16 protein-coding genes are annotated in these 19053 nt (G+C 56.8%); all 16 read right to left on the bottom strand.

The features are described 5' to 3' along the window. The 16 genes from NNN71_RS09360 to leuO all read right to left on the bottom strand — a co-directional run bounded on the left by NNN71_RS09360 (position 1) and on the right by leuO (position 18974). Positions 1 to 921 carry a D-alanine--D-alanine ligase gene (locus NNN71_RS09360; protein ID WP_271458379.1) on the bottom strand — a complete coding sequence of 307 codons (921 nt, stop codon included), beginning with the start codon at positions 919 to 921 and terminating at the stop codon, positions 1 to 3. Next, positions 914 to 2389 carry a UDP-N-acetylmuramate--L-alanine ligase gene (gene murC, locus NNN71_RS09355; protein WP_163448055.1) on the bottom strand — a complete coding sequence of 492 codons (1476 nt, stop codon included), beginning with the start codon at positions 2387 to 2389 and terminating at the stop codon, positions 914 to 916. Before murC ends, NNN71_RS09360 begins: the two co-directional genes overlap by 8 nt. Positions 2390 to 2442: 53 nt before the next feature. Continuing rightward, entirely contained in the window at positions 2443 to 3510 is a 1068-nt protein-coding gene (murG, locus tag NNN71_RS09350; protein ID WP_271458378.1) for an undecaprenyldiphospho-muramoylpentapeptide beta-N-acetylglucosaminyltransferase, read from the bottom strand. Next, positions 3507 to 4778, bottom strand: a complete 1272-nt coding sequence (ftsW, locus tag NNN71_RS09345) for a cell division protein FtsW (protein WP_064547433.1) — start codon at positions 4776 to 4778, stop codon at positions 3507 to 3509. The genes murG and ftsW overlap by 4 nt, the downstream gene beginning before the upstream one ends. After that, positions 4778 to 6094, bottom strand: a complete 1317-nt coding sequence (gene murD / locus NNN71_RS09340) for a UDP-N-acetylmuramoyl-L-alanine--D-glutamate ligase (protein ID WP_163448057.1) — start codon at positions 6092 to 6094, stop codon at positions 4778 to 4780. Before murD ends, ftsW begins: the two co-directional genes overlap by 1 nt. Positions 6095 to 6096: 2 nt before the next feature. Beyond that, the gene (gene mraY, locus NNN71_RS09335; RefSeq protein ID WP_106925400.1) at positions 6097 to 7179 is read right to left on the bottom strand and encodes a phospho-N-acetylmuramoyl-pentapeptide-transferase; all 1083 of its coding nucleotides are present in this window, start codon (positions 7177 to 7179) and stop codon (positions 6097 to 6099) included. Beyond that, positions 7173 to 8531: a UDP-N-acetylmuramoyl-tripeptide--D-alanyl-D-alanine ligase gene (gene murF / locus NNN71_RS09330; RefSeq protein WP_271458377.1), complete on the bottom strand. Its 1359-nt coding sequence runs from the start codon at positions 8529 to 8531 to the stop codon at positions 7173 to 7175. The genes mraY and murF overlap by 7 nt, the downstream gene beginning before the upstream one ends. Next, positions 8528 to 10015, bottom strand: a complete 1488-nt coding sequence (murE, locus tag NNN71_RS09325) for a UDP-N-acetylmuramoyl-L-alanyl-D-glutamate--2,6-diaminopimelate ligase (RefSeq protein WP_167576792.1) — start codon at positions 10013 to 10015, stop codon at positions 8528 to 8530. The genes murF and murE overlap by 4 nt, the downstream gene beginning before the upstream one ends. Continuing rightward, complete coding sequence (locus NNN71_RS09320; RefSeq protein WP_163448060.1) at positions 10002 to 11768, bottom strand: peptidoglycan glycosyltransferase FtsI; 1767 nt, start codon at positions 11766 to 11768, stop codon at positions 10002 to 10004. Before NNN71_RS09320 ends, murE begins: the two co-directional genes overlap by 14 nt. A 15-nt stretch (positions 11769 to 11783) precedes the next feature. Beyond that, positions 11784 to 12149, bottom strand: coding sequence for a cell division protein FtsL (gene ftsL, locus NNN71_RS09315; protein WP_163448061.1), 366 nt, complete (start codon positions 12147 to 12149; stop codon positions 11784 to 11786). Next, a complete protein-coding gene (gene rsmH, locus NNN71_RS09310) occupies positions 12146 to 13087 on the bottom strand; it encodes a 16S rRNA (cytosine(1402)-N(4))-methyltransferase RsmH (protein ID WP_163448062.1) in 942 nt (313 codons plus the stop codon). Before rsmH ends, ftsL begins: the two co-directional genes overlap by 4 nt. A gap of 2 nt (positions 13088 to 13089) precedes the next feature. Beyond that, positions 13090 to 13548 carry a division/cell wall cluster transcriptional repressor MraZ gene (mraZ, locus tag NNN71_RS09305; RefSeq protein WP_064547419.1) on the bottom strand — a complete coding sequence of 153 codons (459 nt, stop codon included), beginning with the start codon at positions 13546 to 13548 and terminating at the stop codon, positions 13090 to 13092. A gap of 594 nt (positions 13549 to 14142) precedes the next feature. After that, a complete protein-coding gene (gene cra / locus NNN71_RS09300) occupies positions 14143 to 15147 on the bottom strand; it encodes a catabolite repressor/activator (RefSeq protein ID WP_163448063.1) in 1005 nt (334 codons plus the stop codon). Positions 15148 to 15399: 252 nt separating this feature from the next. Continuing rightward, the gene (ilvN, locus tag NNN71_RS09295) at positions 15400 to 15891 is read right to left on the bottom strand and encodes an acetolactate synthase small subunit (RefSeq protein WP_035893016.1); all 492 of its coding nucleotides are present in this window, start codon (positions 15889 to 15891) and stop codon (positions 15400 to 15402) included. Between the two features lie 2 nt (positions 15892 to 15893). Further along, positions 15894 to 17618, bottom strand: a complete 1725-nt coding sequence (ilvI, locus tag NNN71_RS09290; protein WP_163448064.1) for an acetolactate synthase 3 large subunit — start codon at positions 17616 to 17618, stop codon at positions 15894 to 15896. Between the two features lie 390 nt (positions 17619 to 18008). After that, a complete protein-coding gene (gene leuO / locus NNN71_RS09285) occupies positions 18009 to 18974 on the bottom strand; it encodes a transcriptional regulator LeuO (RefSeq protein WP_163448066.1) in 966 nt (321 codons plus the stop codon). Positions 18975 to 19053: the final 79 nt, after the last annotated feature.

The raw sequence follows: 19053 nt of genomic DNA, 5'->3' as shown, positions 1-19053 counted from the left end.
TCACCCCGCCAGGTCCAGAATTCGTACTACCAGCTGCGAGAAACTGATTCCCGCCTGACGCGCCGCCATCGGCACCAGACTGTGGCTGGTCATCCCCGGAGACGTATTCGCCTCCAGCAGATAATACTGCCCATCGCTGTCCTGCATGACGTCGATACGACCCCACCCCTGACAACCCAAAACTTTCCAGGCTTTCAGCACCAGAGATTGCATTGCCGCTTCCTGGGCTGATTCTTCACAACCAGGGCAGAAATATTTTGTCTCATCAGACAGATACTTCGCCTCATAATCATAGAAGGTTCCGGCCGGTTGGATGCGAACTGACGGTAAAATTTCTTCACCAAGCACCGCGACCGTAAACTCAGGGCCACTGAGCCATTTCTCAATCAGAACTTCATCATCATGTTGAAACGCCTGCGCTAACGCAGGTTCCAGTTCTGCAATCTCGGTCACTTTCGACATGCCGACGCTGGAACCTTCACGACTCGGCTTGACGATCAGCGGCAATCCCAGCCCGGCAATCTGCGCCTGAACATCCTCAGACAGCCCATTTTCAAAGGCCTGGCGCTCAATAGCGACCCACGGCGCGACCGGTAATCCGGCCCCCTGCCACAGCAATTTACTGCGCAGTTTGTCCATCGAGATGGCCGATGCCATCACACCGCTGCCGGTGTAAGGCAGTTGAATCAGCTCCAGCAGCCCCTGCAACGTGCCATCTTCCCCGCCTCGACCGTGCAGCGCAATAAACGCTTTCTGAAACCCCATATTTTTCAACTGGGTAACATCGGTCTCTTTTGGGTCGACCGCATGGGCGTCAACACCAGCCTCACGCAGGCCTGCCAGCACCGCCGCGCCGGAGTTGAGCGACACATCGCGCTCGGCGGAAGTGCCGCCGAGAAGAACCGCGATTTTATCAGCCATGACGCGGTTCCTCCTGAGTTTGCGGCTTCAGTTTGATTTCAGCTAAGTTACGCGCGATTTTACCAATATTTCCCGCGCCTTGAATTAGAACAAGATCATTACCCGTCAGTACTGATGCCAGCATTTCAGCGACTTGCGCCGGGTCGGAGACCAGAATCGGGTCCACTTTTCCACGCCCGCGAATAGTACGGCACAGCGAACGGCTGTCCGCGCCCGGAATCGGCGCTTCGCCAGCCGGGTAAACGTCGAGCATCAGCAGCGCGTCGACCTGAGTCAGCACGTGGGCAAAATCGTCATACAGATCGCGCGTACGGGTATAACGGTGCGGCTGGAAGACCATCACCAGTTTTTTCTCCGGCCAGCCAGCGCGCGCGGCTTTAATCGTCGCGTCCACTTCCGTCGGGTGATGACCGTAATCATCCACCAGCATCGCCGAGCCTTCTTTACCATTCACTTCCGCCAGTGGGAATTCGCCCAGGAAATCGAAGCGACGACCGGTGCCCTGGAAGCTCTCCAGCGCGCGTAGAATCGCGTCATCTTCAATGCCCTCTTCCGTGGCCACTGCAACCGCCGCCGCAGCGTTTAACGCGTTATGGCGGCCCGGCGCGTTCAGCGTCACGCGCAGATCCTCTTTGTCCTGACGCACCAGCGTGAAGTGTCCCTGCGGGCCTATTTGCTGGTAGCCTTCGACGCGCACGTCGGCATCGTCGCTAAAACCGTAGGTAGTAATCTGACGACCCACGCGCGGCAACAGCTCGCGAATAACGGGATCGTCCACACACATCACGGCACGACCATAAAACGGCAAATTGTGCAGGAAATTAATGAACGTCTGCTTTAAATTTTCGAAGTCGCCCTGGTAGGTATCCATGTGGTCAGCTTCGATGTTGGTGACAATGGCCACCATCGGCTGCAAATGCAGGAACGACGCGTCGCTCTCATCGGCTTCCGCAATCAGATAACGGCTGTGACCGAGACGCGCATGTACACCTGCCGCTTTCACCAGGCCGCCGTTAACGAAGGTCGGGTCCAGCCCCGCTTCCGCGTAAATACTGGCCACCATTGCGGTGGTGGTGGTTTTGCCGTGCGTACCGGCAATGGCGATGCCATGACGAAAACGCATCAGTTCTGCCAGCATCTCTGCGCGGCGAATCACCGGAATGCGCGCTTCATGCGCCGCCACGATTTCCGGGTTATCGGCAGAAATCGCCGTCGACACCACAACAACGCTCGCATCGCGCACGTTTTCCGGGCGATGGTTGAAATAAATGGTGGCGCCCAGCTTGCTCAGCTGCTGCGTTACCGGGTTTGGCGCCAGGTCGGAACCGCTGATCTGATACCCTTCGTTGGCCAGTACTTCGGCAATACCGCCCATCCCGGCGCCGCCGATGCCAACAAAGTGAATGTGCCGGACGCGACGCATCTCGGGCACGATAGAACGCAGTTTCGCCAGTTGTTGTGTATTCATTCTTTAAACGCCATCACTTCTAAAATTCGGGCGACGCCAGCGCGCCGCAATGATTAAGCCTTTGCTGCCAGGCTCACTTCTTTTGCTACCCGCTCGGTAGCATCCGGGATAGCCGCCGCGCGCGCGCGTTCAGCCATCTCTAACAAGGTGTTGCGATCCCAGCTTGCCAGCGTGTCCGCGACCGCTTGTGCCGTAAACTGCGGCTGCTCGTAGATCTTTGCCGCGCCCGCTTTTTCCAGCGGCAGCGCGTTCCAGTACTGCTGGCGGTCTTTATGCTGGAACGGCACGAAAATCGCCGGCAGCCCCGCCGCCGCAATCTCGCTCACCGTCAGCGCGCCGGAGCGACACACCACCACATCAGCCCACGCATAGGCCGCCGCCATATCGTCAATAAACTCGGTCACTTTATGCTGAGCCTGACCGACATCGGCATAGGCTTGCTCCACGGTCTGTTGACCGCCTTTACCGCTCTGGTGCCAGATAGTCACCACATCGCCCAGACGTTGCGCCACCTGCGGCATCGTCTGGTTCAGGATGCGCGCGCCCTGTGAACCGCCAACCACCAGCACGCGAATGGGGCCATCGCGCCCGACCAGACGCTGTTCCGGCAGTGGCAGCGCCAGCACGTCAACGCGTACCGGGTTGCCCACGACTTCAGCATTCGGGAATGCGCCAGGGAAGGCCTGCATCACTTTGGTGGCAATCTTCGCCAGCCATTTATTGGTCAGCCCGGCAATACCGTTCTGCTCGTGCAGTACCACCGGAATGCCCAGTGACCACGCCGCCAAACCGCCGGGGCCAGAGACGTAACCGCCCATTCCGAGCACCACGTCCGGCTTAAAACGTTTCATGATCGCCCGCGCCTGCCGCCAGGCGTTGAAGATACGCATCGGCGCCAGCAGCAGCGCCTTCACGCCTTTGCCACGCAGCCCGGAAATATGAATGAAATCAATCTCAATGCCGTGTTTCGGTACGAGGTCGGCTTCCATACGATCCGCGGTTCCCAGCCAGCGCACCTGCCAGCCCTGATCCATTAAATGGTGCGCAACCGCCAGCCCCGGGAACACATGTCCGCCGGTACCGCCCGCCATCACCATTAACCGCTTTGTTTGACCGCTCATCGAGAACCTCGGGTAAACGCCTGCGCTTTCTCCAGGCGTGTTTCATAATCAATTCGTAACAAGAACATAATGGCAGTCGACATAATCAGAAGACTGGAGCCACCGTAGCTGATCAGAGGCAGCGTCAGGCCTTTCGTCGGCAGCATACCGGCTGCCGCCCCTACGTTCACCAACGCCTGGAAACTGAACCACACGCCGATTGCGCAAGCCAGGAAGCCAGAAAAACGTTGGTTAATCTCCAGCGCTTTGCGACCGATGGACATGGCGCGGAAAGCGACGAAGAATACCATTAAAAGTGCCAGTACCACACCGATATAACCCAATTCCTCACCGATGATGGCGAAGATGAAGTCGGTGTGCGCTTCCGGCAGGTACTCCAGTTTCTGTACCGAGTTGCCTAAGCCCTGACCCCACATCTCGCCGCGGCCAAAGGCCATCAACGACTGGGTTAACTGGTAGCCGCTGCCGAACGGGTCTTCCCACGGGTTCCAGAAGGAGGTCACGCGGCGAATACGATACGGTTCGGCGAGAATCAGCAGCACCACCGCTGAAATGCCCATACCGATAATGGCGATGAACTGCCACAGCTTGGCGCCGGCAAGGAATAGCATCGCCAGCGTCGTGACGAACAGCACCACCACGGTACCGAGGTCAGGCTGCGCCAGCAGTAAGATCGCCAGCACGAAAATCACGCCCATCGGCTTTAAGAAGCCGCGCAGGTTGTTGCGCACCTCGTCCGCTTTACGCACCAGATAGTTGGCGATATAGCAAAACAGCGAGAGCTTGGTCAGCTCGGCGGGCTGAATACGCAGCGGACCGAGCGCAATCCAGCGCGACGCCCCGTTAACCGAACTCCCCACCACCAGTACAATCAGCAGCATGCAGATGGACGCAATCAGCATAAAGGTACTGTGGCGCTGCCAGAACGACATCGGCAGACGCAGCGTGATCAGCGCCAGACAGAAGGCCAGAATCAGATACAAGCCATCACGTTTGGCGAACAGGAACGGATCGTTCGCCAGACGTTGCCCGACGGGCATGGACGCCGAAGTCACCATAATAAAACCAATCGCCGCGAGGCCGAGCGTCAACCACAGCAGCGTGCGGTCGTACATAATCAGGCTATCGGTATCTTTTTCCCGCGAGCCCATCACCCAGCCCTTCAGCGCGGCGAACATCCAACCAAACAGCCATGCGAAAATGCGCATGCCCGGCAAACGCGGCAGCCTCAGTTGAGGCAGTCTCAGGCGCGGGAGCGATAAACGCATCAACCTAACTCCTTCGCCAGACGAGCAAACACGTCGCCGCGCTGCTCAAAGCTTTTGAACTGGTCAAGACTGGCGCAAGCCGGAGACAACAGCACCATATCACCCGCCTTCACCTGCGGCGCAATCAGGCGCATCGCTTCTTCCATGGTTTCGGTCTGGGTGGCGATTTCCGGACGCAGCGCGGCCAGTTCACCGCCGTCGCGGCCAAAGCAGTACAGACGAATGTTGTCGCCGGTCAGATAACGCTGCAGCGGCGCAAAGTCGGCAGATTTGCCGTCGCCACCCAGCAGCAGATACAGCGTGCCCGCCACATGCAGACCATTTAACGCCGCTTCCGTGCTACCAACGTTGGTGGCTTTAGAATCGTTAATCCAGCGCACGCCGTTGTGCTCAAGCACAATCTGGAAGCGGTGAGCCAACCCGCTAAAGGTGGTCAACGCTTTCAGGCTGGTCGCGCGCGGCAGGCCGACGGCGTCTGCCAGCGCCAGCGCCGCCAGAGCGTTGCTGTAGTTATGCTGCCCGGTAAGCGGCATTTCTTTGACGTTCAATACTTTTTCACCTTTTACGCGCAGCCAGGTTTCGCCCTGCTGGCGGTTCAGGTGATAGTCGCCCACGTCAACGCCAAAGCTGACGCAGCGTTCGTCGGCACCGCGCACCGGCATGGTCAGGCCGTCGTCGGCGTTTACCACGCATACTTTAGCGTTCTCATAGACCTTAAGCTTGGCCGCGCGATATTGCTGCAGGCCCAGCGGGTAGCGGTCCATATGATCTTCGGTAACGTTAAGGATCGTGGCCGCCGCCGCGTGCAGGCTGGAGGTGGTTTCCAGCTGGAAGCTGGAAAGTTCCAGTACATACAGTTCGCGAGCCGGATCCAGCAGCATCAGCGCGGGCAGGCCGATATTGCCGCCCACACCGACGTTGACGCCCGCCGCTTTCGCCATTTCGCCAACCAGCGTTGTGACGGTGCTTTTGCCGTTGGAACCGGTGATGGCGACAATCGGCGCCTGCGCTTCACGGCAGAACAGCTCGATATCGCCTACGATTTCAATGCCTGCGTCCGCGGCGCGGCTTAGCGCCGGGTTAGCCAGCGCGATACCAGGGCTGGCGACGATCAGATCGGCCGCCATCAGCCAGTCTTCATTTAGCCCACCCACATAACGCTCTACCGCTTCCGGCAACTTATCCAGGCCGGGTGGGGTCGCTCGGGTATCCATCACGCGCGGCGTCACGTTCTGCGCGAGGAAGAAATCCACGCAGGACAGCCCGGTCAGTCCAAGACCAATGATGACGACGTTTTTACCCTGGTAATCTGCCATGATTAACGTACCTTCAGCGTTGCCAGGCCAATCAGCACCAGCATCAGCGAAATAATCCAGAAGCGCACGATCACGCGCGGCTCCGGCCAACCTTTCAATTCATAGTGGTGGTGAATCGGCGCCATACGGAAGATGCGCTGACCGCGCAGCTTGAAGGAGCCGACCTGCAGGATCACCGACAGGGTTTCCACCACGAAGACGCCGCCCATGATCACCAGCAGGAACTCCTGACGCAGCAGCACGGCGATAATGCCCAGCGCGCCGCCCAATGCCAGGGAACCCACGTCGCCCATGAAGACCTGCGCCGGATAGGTGTTGAACCACAAGAAGCCTAAGCCCGCGCCGACAATCGCCGTACAGACGATCACCAGCTCGCCCGCATGACGCAGGTAAGGAATGTGCAAATAGCTGGCAAAGTTCATGTTACCGGTCGCCCACGCCACCAGCGCAAAACCTGCCGCGACGAAGACGGTTGGCATGATCGCCAGGCCATCAAGTCCATCGGTCAGGTTGACCGCGTTACCCGTCCCGACAATCACGAAATAGGCCAGCAGGATGTAGAACAGACCCAGTTGCGGCATCACGTCTTTAAAGAACGGCACCACCAGCTCGGTGGCCGGGGTATCTTTACCGGCCAGATACAGCGCGAAGGCCACGCCCAGCGCAATCACCGACATCCAGAAGTACTTCCAGCGGGCGATCAGACCCTTGGTATCTTTGCGCACCACTTTGCGGTAGTCATCGACAAAACCGATAATGCCGTAGCCGATCAGCACCGTCAGCACGCACCATACATATGGGTTAGACGGATAAGCCCACAGCAGTACAGACACCGTAATCGCGGTGAGGATCATGATCCCGCCCATCGTCGGCGTACCGCGTTTACTGAAGTGAGATTCCGGACCATCGTTACGTACGACCTGGCCGAACGACATTTTTTGCAAGCGGGCGATCATCCGCGGGCCCATCCACAGTGAGATGAACAGCGCGGTCAGCAGGCTGACGATGGCGCGAAACGTCAGATAGGAAAAGACGTTAAAGCCGGAATAATATTTGACCAGATGTTCGGCCAGCCACACTAACATGTCCCGTTCTCCTGTACAGCGCGTACGACCTGTTCCATGGCGGCACTGCGTGATCCTTTCACCAGAATGGTGATCGTTTTATGTTCATTAATGAGCGATTTCAGACGCGCAATCGCCGAGTCTTTCTCGGTGAAGTGCTCCCCTGCCCCGCTCGCCGCGCTAATCGCCTGGCTTAATTTGCCAACGCTCAGCACACGGTCGATACCCGCCGCTTTCGCTGCTTCACCGACCTGGATGTGGCACGCTTCACTCTCAGCGCCCAGTTCCGCCATATCGCCCACCACCAGCACGCGGTAGCCCGGCATTTCAGACAGCACCTGCACCGCGGCGGTCATGGAACCGACGTTCGCATTGTAGGAGTCGTCCAGCAGCAGCTGGCTATCCGTCAGGTGAATCGGGAACAGACGCCCCGGCACCGCTTTCAACTGCGCCAGCCCGGCTTTTACCGCACTCAGGTCTGCGCCCACCGCCGTCGCCAGCGCGGTCGCCGCCAGCGCATTAGCGATGTTGTGACGGCCCGGCAACGGCAGCAGTACGTCCACGCTGCCCTTTGGCGTATTTAGCGTGAACGCAGTGCCTTGCGAGGTAATGCGCACGTTCGCGGCGCTAAAATCGCTACCCGCCGCATTTGGCGAAAAGCGCCATACGGTACGATCGCCAATCACCTGCTGCCAGTTGGCCCAGTCGTTGTTATCCGCGTTCAGAATTGCGATACCGTTTTCCGGCAGTCCGGTAAAAATCTCGCCCTTGGCTTTCGCTACGCCTGCCAGCGAGCCGAAGCCCTCAAGGTGCGCAGCCGCCAGGTTGTTCACCAGCGCCGCTTCCGGACGAGTCAGGCTGACGGTCCAGGCGATTTCGCCCTGATGGTTGGCGCCCAGTTCAATAACCGCATACTGATGCTCTGCCGTCAGGCGCAGTAATGTCATCGGCACGCCGATGTCATTATTTAGGTTGCCCGCGGTATAAAGCGTGTTGCCGCACTGGCTAAGAATCGCCGCGGTCATCTCTTTAACCGAGGTTTTACCGGAAGAACCGGTCAGCGCCACCACGCGCGCTGGCACCTGCTGACGTACCCATGCTGCCAGTTCGCCAAAGGCGAGGCGGGTATCGGCGACCACCAGCTGCGGCAGGTCGATATCCAGCTTGCGGCTGACCAGCAGCGCGCCCGCGCCGCCATCTTTCGCCGTTTGCGCAAAGTCGTGCGCGTCAAAACGTTCCCCCTTCAGCGCCACAAACAGGCAACCCGGGGTTAATTTACGCGTGTCGGTCGTGACATCGGCAATCAGACGATCGTCGCCATGCAGTTCGCCGCGCAGAATGTCGGCCAGTTGCTTCAATGTGACGTTAATCATGCCACCACTCCCAGCAGACGGGCTGCGGTCACGCGGTCGGAATAGTCGAGACGACGGTTACCAACGATTTGATAATCTTCGTGGCCTTTACCGGCCAGCAGCACCACGTCGTTCTCTTTAGCCTGCATGATGGCGTTGGTCACCGCTTCCGCGCGGCCTTCCATCACTTTCGCATGTCCGGCATCGACCATCCCGGCCAGAATATCGTTGATAATCGCGCGCGGCTCTTCGGTGCGCGGATTGTCATCGGTGACAACGGCGACGTCGGCGAACTCTTCGGCAATCGCCCCCATCAGCGGACGTTTGCCCTTATCGCGATCGCCGCCGCAACCAAAGACGCACCACAGTTTGCCCGCACAGTGCAGGCGTGCGGCTTGTAACGCTTTCTCCAGCGCATCCGGAGTGTGAGCGTAATCGACCACCACAGTCGGCTTGCCCGGCGCGCTAAACACTTCCATACGACCGCAAACCGGCTGTAAGCGCGCGGCGGTTTTCAGCAGATCGCTCAGGGAATAGTCCAGCGCCAGCAGCGTTGCCAGCGCCAGCAGCAGGTTGCTGACGTTAAAGGCGCCCATCAGACGGCTTTCAATCTCGCCTTCGCCCCAACTGGAGTCAAAACGGATGGTCGCGCCGCTGTCGTGGTAGTTGACGGCGGTGGCTTTCAGCCAGCGGCCATGACAATTCGGATTAATATGGTCTTCCATGGACACCGCCACCGCATCCGGCAGACGGCTGAGCCAACGACGGCCCACCTCGTCATCGGCGTTAACAATCGCCTGGCCGCAGTGGTGCGTGGAGTACAGCAGCCATTTCGCTGCTTCGTAGTGCTCCATATCACCATGATAATCAAGGTGATCGCGACTCAGGTTGGTGAACACGGAAGCGGCAAACTTGAGCGCCGCGACGCGATGCTGTACCAGGCCATGGGACGATACTTCCATCGCCGCCATCGTTGCGCCTTCGGCCACCAGGCCGGAGAGCACATGCTGAACGTCAACTGCCGAACCGGTGGTGTTTTCCGTCGGGATCACTTTGCCCAGCAGGCCATTGCCCACCGTGCCCATCACCGCGCTGGTTTCGCCCAACAGCTGGCACCACTGCGCAATCAGCTGCGTGGTGGTGGTTTTACCGTTGGTACCGGTCACGCCCACCAGCCGCAGGCTGTCGGACGGTTCATGATAAAAACGCCCGGCTAGCGCCGATAAGCGTTCGTTTAACTGGCTGAGGTAAATAACCGGCACGCCGTGCATTTCACGGATTTCACCGTCGGTCGCTTCATCTTTTGCCTCGGCGACAATCGCAGCAACACCCTGCGCAATTGCCTGCGGGATATAACGACGCCCGTCCGCCTGATGACCCACTACCGCTACGAACAGATCGCCCGATGCAGCCACACGGCTGTCGAGCGTCATCTCTCGCAGTACTCGCTCCGGTGCATTCGGCACCCACGGAGCAAGAAGGTCGCGCAAATTACGATCTGCCACCTGATCCCTCGCCTTGATTTGTCACAAATTCACTCTTGTCGCCCGTTGCCAGCGCATCCGGCTCAATGTTCATCGTGCGCAGTACGCCGCCCATGATGGCACCAAACACCGGCGCGGAAACGGCGCCACCGTAGTATTTACCCGCCTGCGGGTCGTTAATCACCACCACCAGCGCAAAGCGCGGCTGGCTGGCTGGCGCGACGCCCGCGGTGTAAGCAATGTATTTGTTGATATAGCGCCCGTCCGGACCGACTTTTTTCGCCGTACCGGTTTTAATCGCGATACGGTAGCCTTTGATCGCCGCCTTCACGCCGCCGCCGCCAGGCAGCGCCACGCTTTCCATCATATGGACAACGGTGCGAACGATCGATTCCGGGAACACGCGCTCGCCGGGAACCGGCGGGTCAACTTTGGTTATCGACAGCGGACGGTAGATCCCATAGCTGCCAATCGTTGCGTAGACTCGCGCTAACTGTAACGGCGTTACCATTAGCCCGTAGCCGAAAGAGAAGGTGGCCCTCTCTATGTCAGACCACCGTTGTTTTTGAGGATATAAGCCACTGCGTTCTCCGACCAACCCCAAATTGGTCGCTTTTCCCAGCCCAAAACGTGAGTAAGTATCTACTAACGCTGAGGACGGCATCGCTAACGCCAGCTTGGAAACACCGACGTTACTCGACTTCTGTAGTACCCCGGTCAGGGTCAATTCGCTGTAGCGCGCCACGTCTTTGATTTCGTGGCCGTTAATACGGTATGGAATGGTATTCAGCACGGTGTTTTCACGCACCACGCCGCGCTGAAGCGCGGTCATCACCACCATCGGTTTCACCGTAGAACCCGGTTCAAACACGTCGGTGATGGCCCGGTTACGCATGGTGTCTTTCGCCGTGCCGGTGAAGTTGTTCGGGTTGTAAGACGGGCTGTTGGCCATCGCCAGCACTTCACCCGTGCTCACGTCGACCAGCACGGCACTACCGGATTCCGCTTTGTTAAACGCCACGGCGTTATTCAGTTCACGGTAAACCAGCGCCTGCAGACGTTCATCAATGCTCAACGCCAGGTTGTGCGCGGCCTGGCTATCGGTGGAGGAGATATCTTCAATCACCCGGCCATAGCGGTCTTTACGCACGATACGCTCGCCCGGCTGGCCGGTGAGCCATTTATCGAAACTCTTCTCAACCCCTTCAATCCCCTGGCTATCGACGTTGGTGAAGCCAATGAGGTGAGCAGTCACTTCCCCTGACGGGTAGTAACGGCGCGACTCTTCACGCAGATAAATCCCCGGCAGCTTCAGCTTTTTGATGTAATCGGCCATATCAGGGTTTACCTGACGGGCCAGATAGATAAAGCGCATTCGCGGGTTGGTGTTGATGCGGTTAGCCAGCTGATCGAGCGGCATATTCAGCGCATCGGCCAGCGCCTTCCAGCGGTTGTTCAGCACCACGCCACCCGCTTCGTGCAGCTCTTTCGGGTCGGCCCAGATGGCTTTTACCGGCACGCTCACCGCCAGCGGACGCCCGGAGCGGTCAGTAATCAAGCCGCGGGAAGTGGAGACCTGCTGGACGCGTAAAGAGCGCATGTCGCCCTCGCGCACCAGCTTATCAGGGGCAATAATTTGCAACCAGGCCGCGCGTCCCAGCAGGAACGCGAGCGCCATAAAAATACAGCCGCAAAGCAACGCAAAACGCCAACTGATAAAGTTGGCTTGTTCTTCCTGACGTTTTGGCTTAAGCGTTTTTGCCGCCGGTTTCATGCGTTGCAATAATCCTTATTTCTGAACAACAATGTTTTCTTTTGATGGATCAACATGTTGCATCTGCAACTTTTCAGTAGCGATACGTTCGACTCGGCTATGATCGCCGAGAGCATTCTCTTCGAGGATCAGGTTTCGCCATTCAATGTCTAACGCATCGCGCTCCAGCACCAACTGTTCGCGTTGGGCCGTTAACAGACGGGTATGGTGGGCGGTTGTCACCACCGTCACCGCCGTCACAATAATGCAAATGAACAGACAGAGTGGCAGCTTCCCAAACTGCAAAAGGTCGTCGCGAATTACGCCAGGCAAGGCATGACGTTCGCCATTTCCTAACGACCCGGTTACTTTGCTCAGGGCCTCTGTCACTCTGCTGATCATGCGTTCGTCCTCTCTGCAATACGCAGAACTGAACTACGAGCTCGTGGATTTTCAGCCACTTCTTCTTCGCCCGGCATCAACTTGCCTAATGCTCGTAAATGACGGCCACCCAGTTTCCTGAGTTGCTCTTCGGTCATCGGGATCCCCGCCGGAACCTGTGGACCGCGGCTCTGCTCACGCATAAAGCGTTTCACGATGCGGTCTTCCAGCGAATGGAAGCTGATAATGGAAAGCCGCCCACCCGGGGCCAGCACGCCAAGCGAGCTTTTTAGCGCCTGCTCTATCTCCTCCAGCTCACTATTCACCCAAATGCGCACCGCCTGGAAGGTACGGGTTGCGGGGTGTTTGAATTTGTCTTTCACCGGCATCGCGGCGGAAATGACTTCCGCCAGCTCTTTGGTTCGGGTCATCGGTTCCACGCGGTTGCGCTCAACGATGGCGCGGGCGATACGTTTACCAAAGCGCTCTTCGCCGAAGGTTTTAATCACCCAGGCGATATCCGCTTCTTCAGCCGTTTGCAGCCATTCAGCGGCAGACTGGCCGCGCGTTGGGTCCATACGCATGTCCAGCGGGCCATCGCGCATAAACGAAAAACCGCGCTCGGCATCGTCAAGCTGCGGTGAAGAAACGCCAAGATCGAGAAGAATCCCGTCGATCTTACCAACGAGATCGCGCTCGGCGACGTAGTCCGCCAGCGCAGAGAAAGGGCCATGCACGATGGAAAAGCGTGGATCATCGATGGTCTTCGCCACCGCAATCGCTTCTGGATCGCGATCGATCGCAATCAAACGCCCCTGCTCGCCAAGCTGCGAGAGGATCAGGCGCGAGTGACCACCGCGACCAAAGGTGCCATCAATATAGATACCGTCCGGACGAATATTCAGACCGTTAACCGCTTCGTCCAGCAGTACCGTGGTGTGTTTAAAGTTTTCCATCATATTTATAAGGACAAATCCTGCAATCGCTCCGACAGCGCCCCTGAAGCAGATTGCTCAGCGTCGATATCTTCCTTGACCCGTTGATACCAGGCCGTCTCATCCCACAGTTCAAACTTGTTGAACTGCCCGACCAGCATCACTTCTTTGGTCAATCCGGCGTGTTGCCGTAAAACCGGCGCGATTAACAACCGCCCGGCATTATCCATCTGACATTCGCTGGCATGCCCTAACAGCAGCCGCTGCACGCGGCGCTCAACGGGATTCATGCTCGACAAACGCGATAGCTTTTGCTCGATAATTTCCCATTCGGGCAGAGGATAAAGCAGCAGGCAGGGGTGATGGATGTCAATGGTACAAACCATTTGACCGGTAGCGCTCTCGATCAACGTGTCCCGATATCGGACAGGGACGGCTAAACGCCCTTTGTTGTCGAGATTGACTAACGTTGCCCCTCGGAACATGCCAGCCTCACCCCTTATTACCACTTTAACCCACAAATTCCCACTCAAAGGAGTTTACGGAGCAGAGGAAAAGCTTGTCAAGCCAGCATGAATGCCAACAGAGTCCAAAATACCGCTATTTAAGGCCGACAATAGCTCTGATTAAAAATTATCCAACAGACGAGGCAAATTAACGTCATGAATACCCGCAAGAAAAATACAAAGGGATTCACATCACGTTAACGCGACTAAATATCATCAAAAGAATATATAAAGTGTCAGTTTGCGACGCGAGCGGCATTTTAGGACATTATGATGCGCGTTAACAGTCCCCTGTGGCGCGCCCCGGAGGGGAATGACGTCCCCTGGGCTCGCCCATTCTGGTAGGAGAGTTGAGAAGTGTTTGTTATTTCGGCAATCCGCGCGGCGAATGTAACAAAATAATACACAAATAATATATTTTTACTTTGTGTTCACAATAATAAGCGCGGAAGGGGGACAAATGAGGCGTATTAAATAGAGTGCTAACCAAAAATGAGGAATAATCTGAATATCCACATAAGAATAATGTTTTATGCAATGAAGGCGACATTCCGCCGCCCCATCGCAAAAAGGTTATCGACGGCTCAGGCTACCGCGACGATACAGATTACGGCGAATACGGCTCAAACCTGGTTTTGGCTTGCGCGGTTCATCAAGGCTTGCCAGCACAATCTCCAGCACGCGTTCAGCCACATCACGGTGACGCTGAGCAACCGCCAGCACCGGACACTGCAGGAAATCGAGCAGCTCGTTATCGCCAAAGGTGGCAATGGCCAGATCGGTCGGCAACTTACCCTCACGGCGCAGCGTCACATCCATCACGCCCTGTAGCAGCGCAAACGACGTGGTAAACAACGCCTGCGGCATCGGGTGCGTCTCAAGCCATTTCTCGAACAGCTGCGCCGAGGCTTCACGTTCATAGCTATTGGCATAGAGGAAGTGCACTTCGCGCGGATCGTCTTTCCAGGCGGTACGGAACCCCTGCTCGCGCAGATAGCTGACCGACAGCTCCGGCAGCGCGCCGAGATAAAGAACGGTTTCAGCCGGGAAGGTACGCAGCTCGGCGGCAAGCATTTCAGCGTCATCCTGGTCAGCGCCCACCACGCTGGTGAAGTGTTCGCGGTCAAGGGCACGGTCAAGGGCGACAATCGGGAACGCATCGTTCGCCCAGCGCTGATAGAACGGATGCTCCGGCGGCAATGAGGTAGAAACAATGATCGCATCAACCTGACGCTGCAACAGATGCTCAATGCAGCGCATCTCGTTATCTGGCTGATCTTCCGAGCAGGCAATCAGCAGCTGATAGCCGCGCTGGCGCGCCTGACGCTCAAGATAGTTGGCGATGCGGGTATAGCTGGTGTTTTCCAGATCCGGGATGACTAACCCGATAGAACGCGTGCGTCCTGCACGCAGCCCAGCGGCGACCGCGTTAGGATGGTAGTTGTGCTCGCGCACGACCGCCATCACCTTTTCGACAGTTTTATCACTGACGCGGTACTGCTTCGCTTTGCCGTTAATCACATAGCTGGCGGTGGTTCGGGAAACACCGGCAAGCCGGGCGATCTCATCCAGTTTCACAATTGCCCCTTGCTTTATAAGTATAATCCGTAACATCTAAACGCAGAATGATCCGATCGGCAATAGGTTTTGTTCGCACTTATTGCTGATTTCGCAAAAAAAAGCCCGACTTCAGGCCGGGCTACGATTAAGCGATGAGTTGCAGGCCGGATAAGCAAAGCGCCATCCGGCGAAACCGCGCAAGTTGCCGGATGGCGGCGTAAACGCCTTATCCGGCCTACCGTTGCTGGTTACGGCTGCAGCACAACACAATTAACGCATAATCTTGTCGCCACGCGACAGGCCAACTACACCCGAACGCGCCACTTCAACGATTCGCGCCACGTCGCGCAGCGATGCCAGGAAGGCATCCAGCTTATCGCTGGTGCCCGCCAGTTGGACGGTATAGAGCGACGGCGTAACGTCGATAATCTGTCCACGGAATATCTCCGTGTTCCGTTTCACTTCGTCACGACCATAGCCGCTGGCCTGTACCTTCACCAGCATGATTTCACGCTCGACGTGCGCCCCCTGCCCCAGCTCGTTGACCCGCAGCACGTCCACCAGCTTATGCAGCTGTTTTTCGATCTGTTCAATGGTCTTCTCGTCGCCGACCGTCTGAATGGTCATGCGCGACAGCGTCGGATCGTCGGTAGGCGCAACGGTCAGGCTCTCAATGTTGTAGCCGCGTTGTGAGAAAAGCCCAATCACGCGCGACAGCGCCCCGGACTCGTTTTCCAGCAGTACAGATAATATCCGGCGCATAATCAGGTTCTCTCCGTTTTGCTCAGCCACATCTCGTCCATCGCCCCGCCGCGAATCTGCATCGGGTAGACGTGCTCGCTACCGTCGACGGCGACGTCGACAAACACCAGGCGGTTATTGCGCACCTGCTCCAGCGCCTCAGCGAGCTTACTTTCCAGCTCGTCCGGGCGGGTAATGCGAATGCCCACATGCCCATAGGCTTCCGCCAGGCGCACAAAGTCTGGCAGCGACTGCATATAAGACTGGGAGTGACGGCCGGAGTAAATCATGTCCTGCCACTGTTTCACCATCCCCAGATAGCCGTTGTTCAGATTCAGCACCAGCACCGGCAGTTCGTATTGCAGCGCAGTCGACAGCTCCTGAATGTTCATCTGGATGCTGCCATCGCCGGTCACGCAAATGACGGTTTCTTCCGGAAGCGCCATTTTGACGCCCAGTGCAGCGGGAAGGCCAAAGCCCATGGTGCCAAGACCGCCGGAGTTGATCCAACGACGCGGCTTATCAAACGGGTAGTACAGCGCGGCAAACATCTGATGTTGGCCTACGTCGGATGTCACGTAGGCATCCCCCTGAGTCAGTTTCCAGACGGTTTCGACCACCGCCTGGGGCTTAATCTGTTCGCTCTTGTCGTCATACTTCAGGCAGTGACGGGCGCGCCACTGTTCAATCTGCTGCCACCAGTCGCGAATGTCATCCAGCGGCTGGGCGACGCTTTCTTGATCCAGCAACTCGAGCATTTGATCGAGCACCAGACCCGCGTCACCAACGATCGGAATATCCGCCGGTACCGTTTTGGAGATCGACGTCGGATCGATATCAATGTGCAGCACCGTGGCATCCGGGCAGTACTTCGCGAGATTGTTGGTGGTACGGTCATCAAAGCGCACCCCAACAGCGAAAATCACGTCGGAATGATGCATGGTCATGTTGGCTTCATAGGTACCGTGCATACCCAACATGCCTAGCGCCTGACGATGGGTCGCCGGGAAGCCGCCGAGCCCCATTAATGAGGAAGCGACCGGCAGGTTGAGTTTTTCTATCAACGTGCGCAGTTGCGTGTGGCACTCGGCATTAACCACCCCGCCACCGACGTATACCACCGGCTTTTTCGCTGCAATCAGCGTTTGCAACGCGCGTTTGATCTGCCCTTTATGGCCAGTCGTGGTTGGATTGTAAGAACGCATACTGACCGCGTCCGGCCACACGTACGGTAGTTTGTTCGCCGGGCTAAGAATATCTTTCGGCAGATCGACCACCACCGGGCCAGGACGACCGCTGGCCGCCAGCCAGAAAGCCTTCTTCAATACCGTGGGAATATCTTCAGTCTGTTTCACCAGGAAGCTGTGCTTCACCACCGGACGGGAGATCCCGACCATGTCGCACTCCTGAAATGCGTCATAACCAATCAGAGAGGTTGCCACCTGGCCAGAAAGTACCACCAGCGGGATGGAATCCATGTAGGCAGTGGCAATCCCGGTGATGGCGTTCGTCGCCCCTGGACCAGAGGTGACCAGCACCACCCCCACTTCACCGGTGGCGCGCGCCAGACCGTCAGCCATGTGCACCGCCGCCTGTTCGTGGCGCACCAGCACGTGGTCAATGCCGCCTACCGTGTGTAGCGCGTCATAAATATCGAGGACCGCGCCCCCCGGGTAGCCAAATACCTGCTTTACGCCCTGATCGATCAACGATCGGACGACCATCTCGGCTCCTGACAACATCTCCATGATTTGCCTCCAGGCTTTACTTTCTTGATGACCGGGGAAGTCATTTTCCGACGGTCATGCGTCGACGGCGCGTCAGCCATCCACCGGCGCTGAATTAAGGTCTCGACCTAACATAACCGCTCGCCACCAGGCAGGCAATTCACCCATCCGGCGTAGGTGCAGTACCCAGAAGATAAAAAATAAAGAGAAAGGGGAAAATGATGGTGGATTACTTCAACGATAAGAAAAGGAGAGCGTAGATACTCGGACGAATGGCGGCATTACAGCAAAACCTGCATTTTTCACTTTATCGAGGCCAATACCGCCGGCAGACAACAGAATAATATTTTAATTTTTTAATCATTGACAAGATAAACAGGATGCTAATGCATCCTGTTTATAGCGACGACATTATTGCTGGCGACAAGCATTAACCAGCAGTTCTTCCATCCACTGGTGGCCCTTATCCCGCCCGGCCGCTTCATGCCAGGAAAGATAGCAGGTACGGCTATTTAACTTCAACGGCAGCGGTAATACCTGCAGGTTCAGCTGTTCGGAAAACTCTTCCGCTAAACGGCGCGGCGCAATGGCGACCAGATGAGTTTGGGACACCACATTTAAGACGCTGACCAGCGCCATCCCCTGATAGGCAATACGGCTTTGTTTATCCACCGAGTCGTACCACGGTTGACTAAAGGATGCATAGCGATCCAGAGAAACCACCGCATGTTCTTCCTGATAAAGCTCAGATTCCGAAACCGGACCATTAATACGTGGGTGTTTCTTGCTGACCACCAACACCATTTCGTCATTAAATAACGGAACACAAGCAAATTCAGGGCGACGGAACTCTTCATAACCCAGAACAAACTCAATTTCCTGATAACGCAGCTGATGTTCAGTATTTTGATTTAAGGATGATTTAAACACCATATGAATATGTGGCGCGACTTCATTCACCTTATTTAAGATAATAGAGGTCAGATAATTATCCAGCGGGCTGCACACGCACAGATTAAATACGCGTTCGCTGCTCAGCGGCTCAAAACCGGAACCCGGCAGTTCATTCTGCACCAGTTGCAGCGCCTGACGGATAGAGCCGAAGAGCTGAAAAGCGCGCGCCGTCGGCTGAATGCCGCGACCGTAGCGAACAAAAAGCTCGTCGTTAAACATGACCTTCAAACGGGCGACAGCATTACTTACCGCCGGTTGCGACATACCCAGCATATGCGCAGCACGGGTAATATTTTGCTCCTGCATCACCGCATCGAAAACCGTCAGTAAATTTAAATCGACCATTCGCAGTTGTGGTTTCGTTCCTTCGTTTGTCGATACACGCGGCTTCTCCGGCGCGTTAATTACGTTATCAGACTCCATGATCATACAAAACTCCCTTTGCGGAAACGCAATAATATGTTGAGGCTATATGATTTACCATGCATATAAGATCCAAGAA

The organism is Kluyvera sp. Awk 3 (assembly GCF_028069715.1).
GTDB classification, from domain to species: domain Bacteria; phylum Pseudomonadota; class Gammaproteobacteria; order Enterobacterales; family Enterobacteriaceae; genus Kluyvera; species Kluyvera georgiana_A.
This window is presented reverse-complemented; position numbering and strand designations above follow the sequence as displayed.

What these genes read in the sequence shown, in the direction of transcription:
- ilvI (WP_163448064.1), bottom strand. Translation starts at nt 17,618, where the DNA reads ATGGAGATGTTGTCAGGAGCCGAGATGGTCGTCCGATCGTTGATCGAT.
- leuO (WP_163448066.1), bottom strand. Translation starts at nt 18,974, where the DNA reads ATGGAGTCTGATAACGTAATTAACGCGCCGGAGAAGCCGCGTGTATCG.
- NNN71_RS09320 (WP_163448060.1), bottom strand. Translation starts at nt 11,768, where the DNA reads ATGAAACCGGCGGCAAAAACGCTTAAGCCAAAACGTCAGGAAGAACAA.
- murG (WP_271458378.1), bottom strand. Translation starts at nt 3,510, where the DNA reads ATGAGCGGTCAAACAAAGCGGTTAATGGTGATGGCGGGCGGTACCGGC.
- ilvN (WP_035893016.1), bottom strand. Translation starts at nt 15,891, where the DNA reads ATGCGCCGGATATTATCTGTACTGCTGGAAAACGAGTCCGGGGCGCTG.
- murF (WP_271458377.1), bottom strand. Translation starts at nt 8,531, where the DNA reads ATGATTAACGTCACATTGAAGCAACTGGCCGACATTCTGCGCGGCGAA.
- ftsL (WP_163448061.1), bottom strand. Translation starts at nt 12,149, where the DNA reads ATGATCAGCAGAGTGACAGAGGCCCTGAGCAAAGTAACCGGGTCGTTA.
- rsmH (WP_163448062.1), bottom strand. Translation starts at nt 13,087, where the DNA reads ATGATGGAAAACTTTAAACACACCACGGTACTGCTGGACGAAGCGGTT.
- mraY (WP_106925400.1), bottom strand. Translation starts at nt 7,179, where the DNA reads ATGTTAGTGTGGCTGGCCGAACATCTGGTCAAATATTATTCCGGCTTT.
- ftsW (WP_064547433.1), bottom strand. Translation starts at nt 4,778, where the DNA reads ATGCGTTTATCGCTCCCGCGCCTGAGACTGCCTCAACTGAGGCTGCCG.
- NNN71_RS09360 (WP_271458379.1), bottom strand. Translation starts at nt 921, where the DNA reads ATGGCTGATAAAATCGCGGTTCTTCTCGGCGGCACTTCCGCCGAGCGC.
- mraZ (WP_064547419.1), bottom strand. Translation starts at nt 13,548, where the DNA reads ATGTTCCGAGGGGCAACGTTAGTCAATCTCGACAACAAAGGGCGTTTA.
- murC (WP_163448055.1), bottom strand. Translation starts at nt 2,389, where the DNA reads ATGAATACACAACAACTGGCGAAACTGCGTTCTATCGTGCCCGAGATG.
- murD (WP_163448057.1), bottom strand. Translation starts at nt 6,094, where the DNA reads ATGGCAGATTACCAGGGTAAAAACGTCGTCATCATTGGTCTTGGACTG.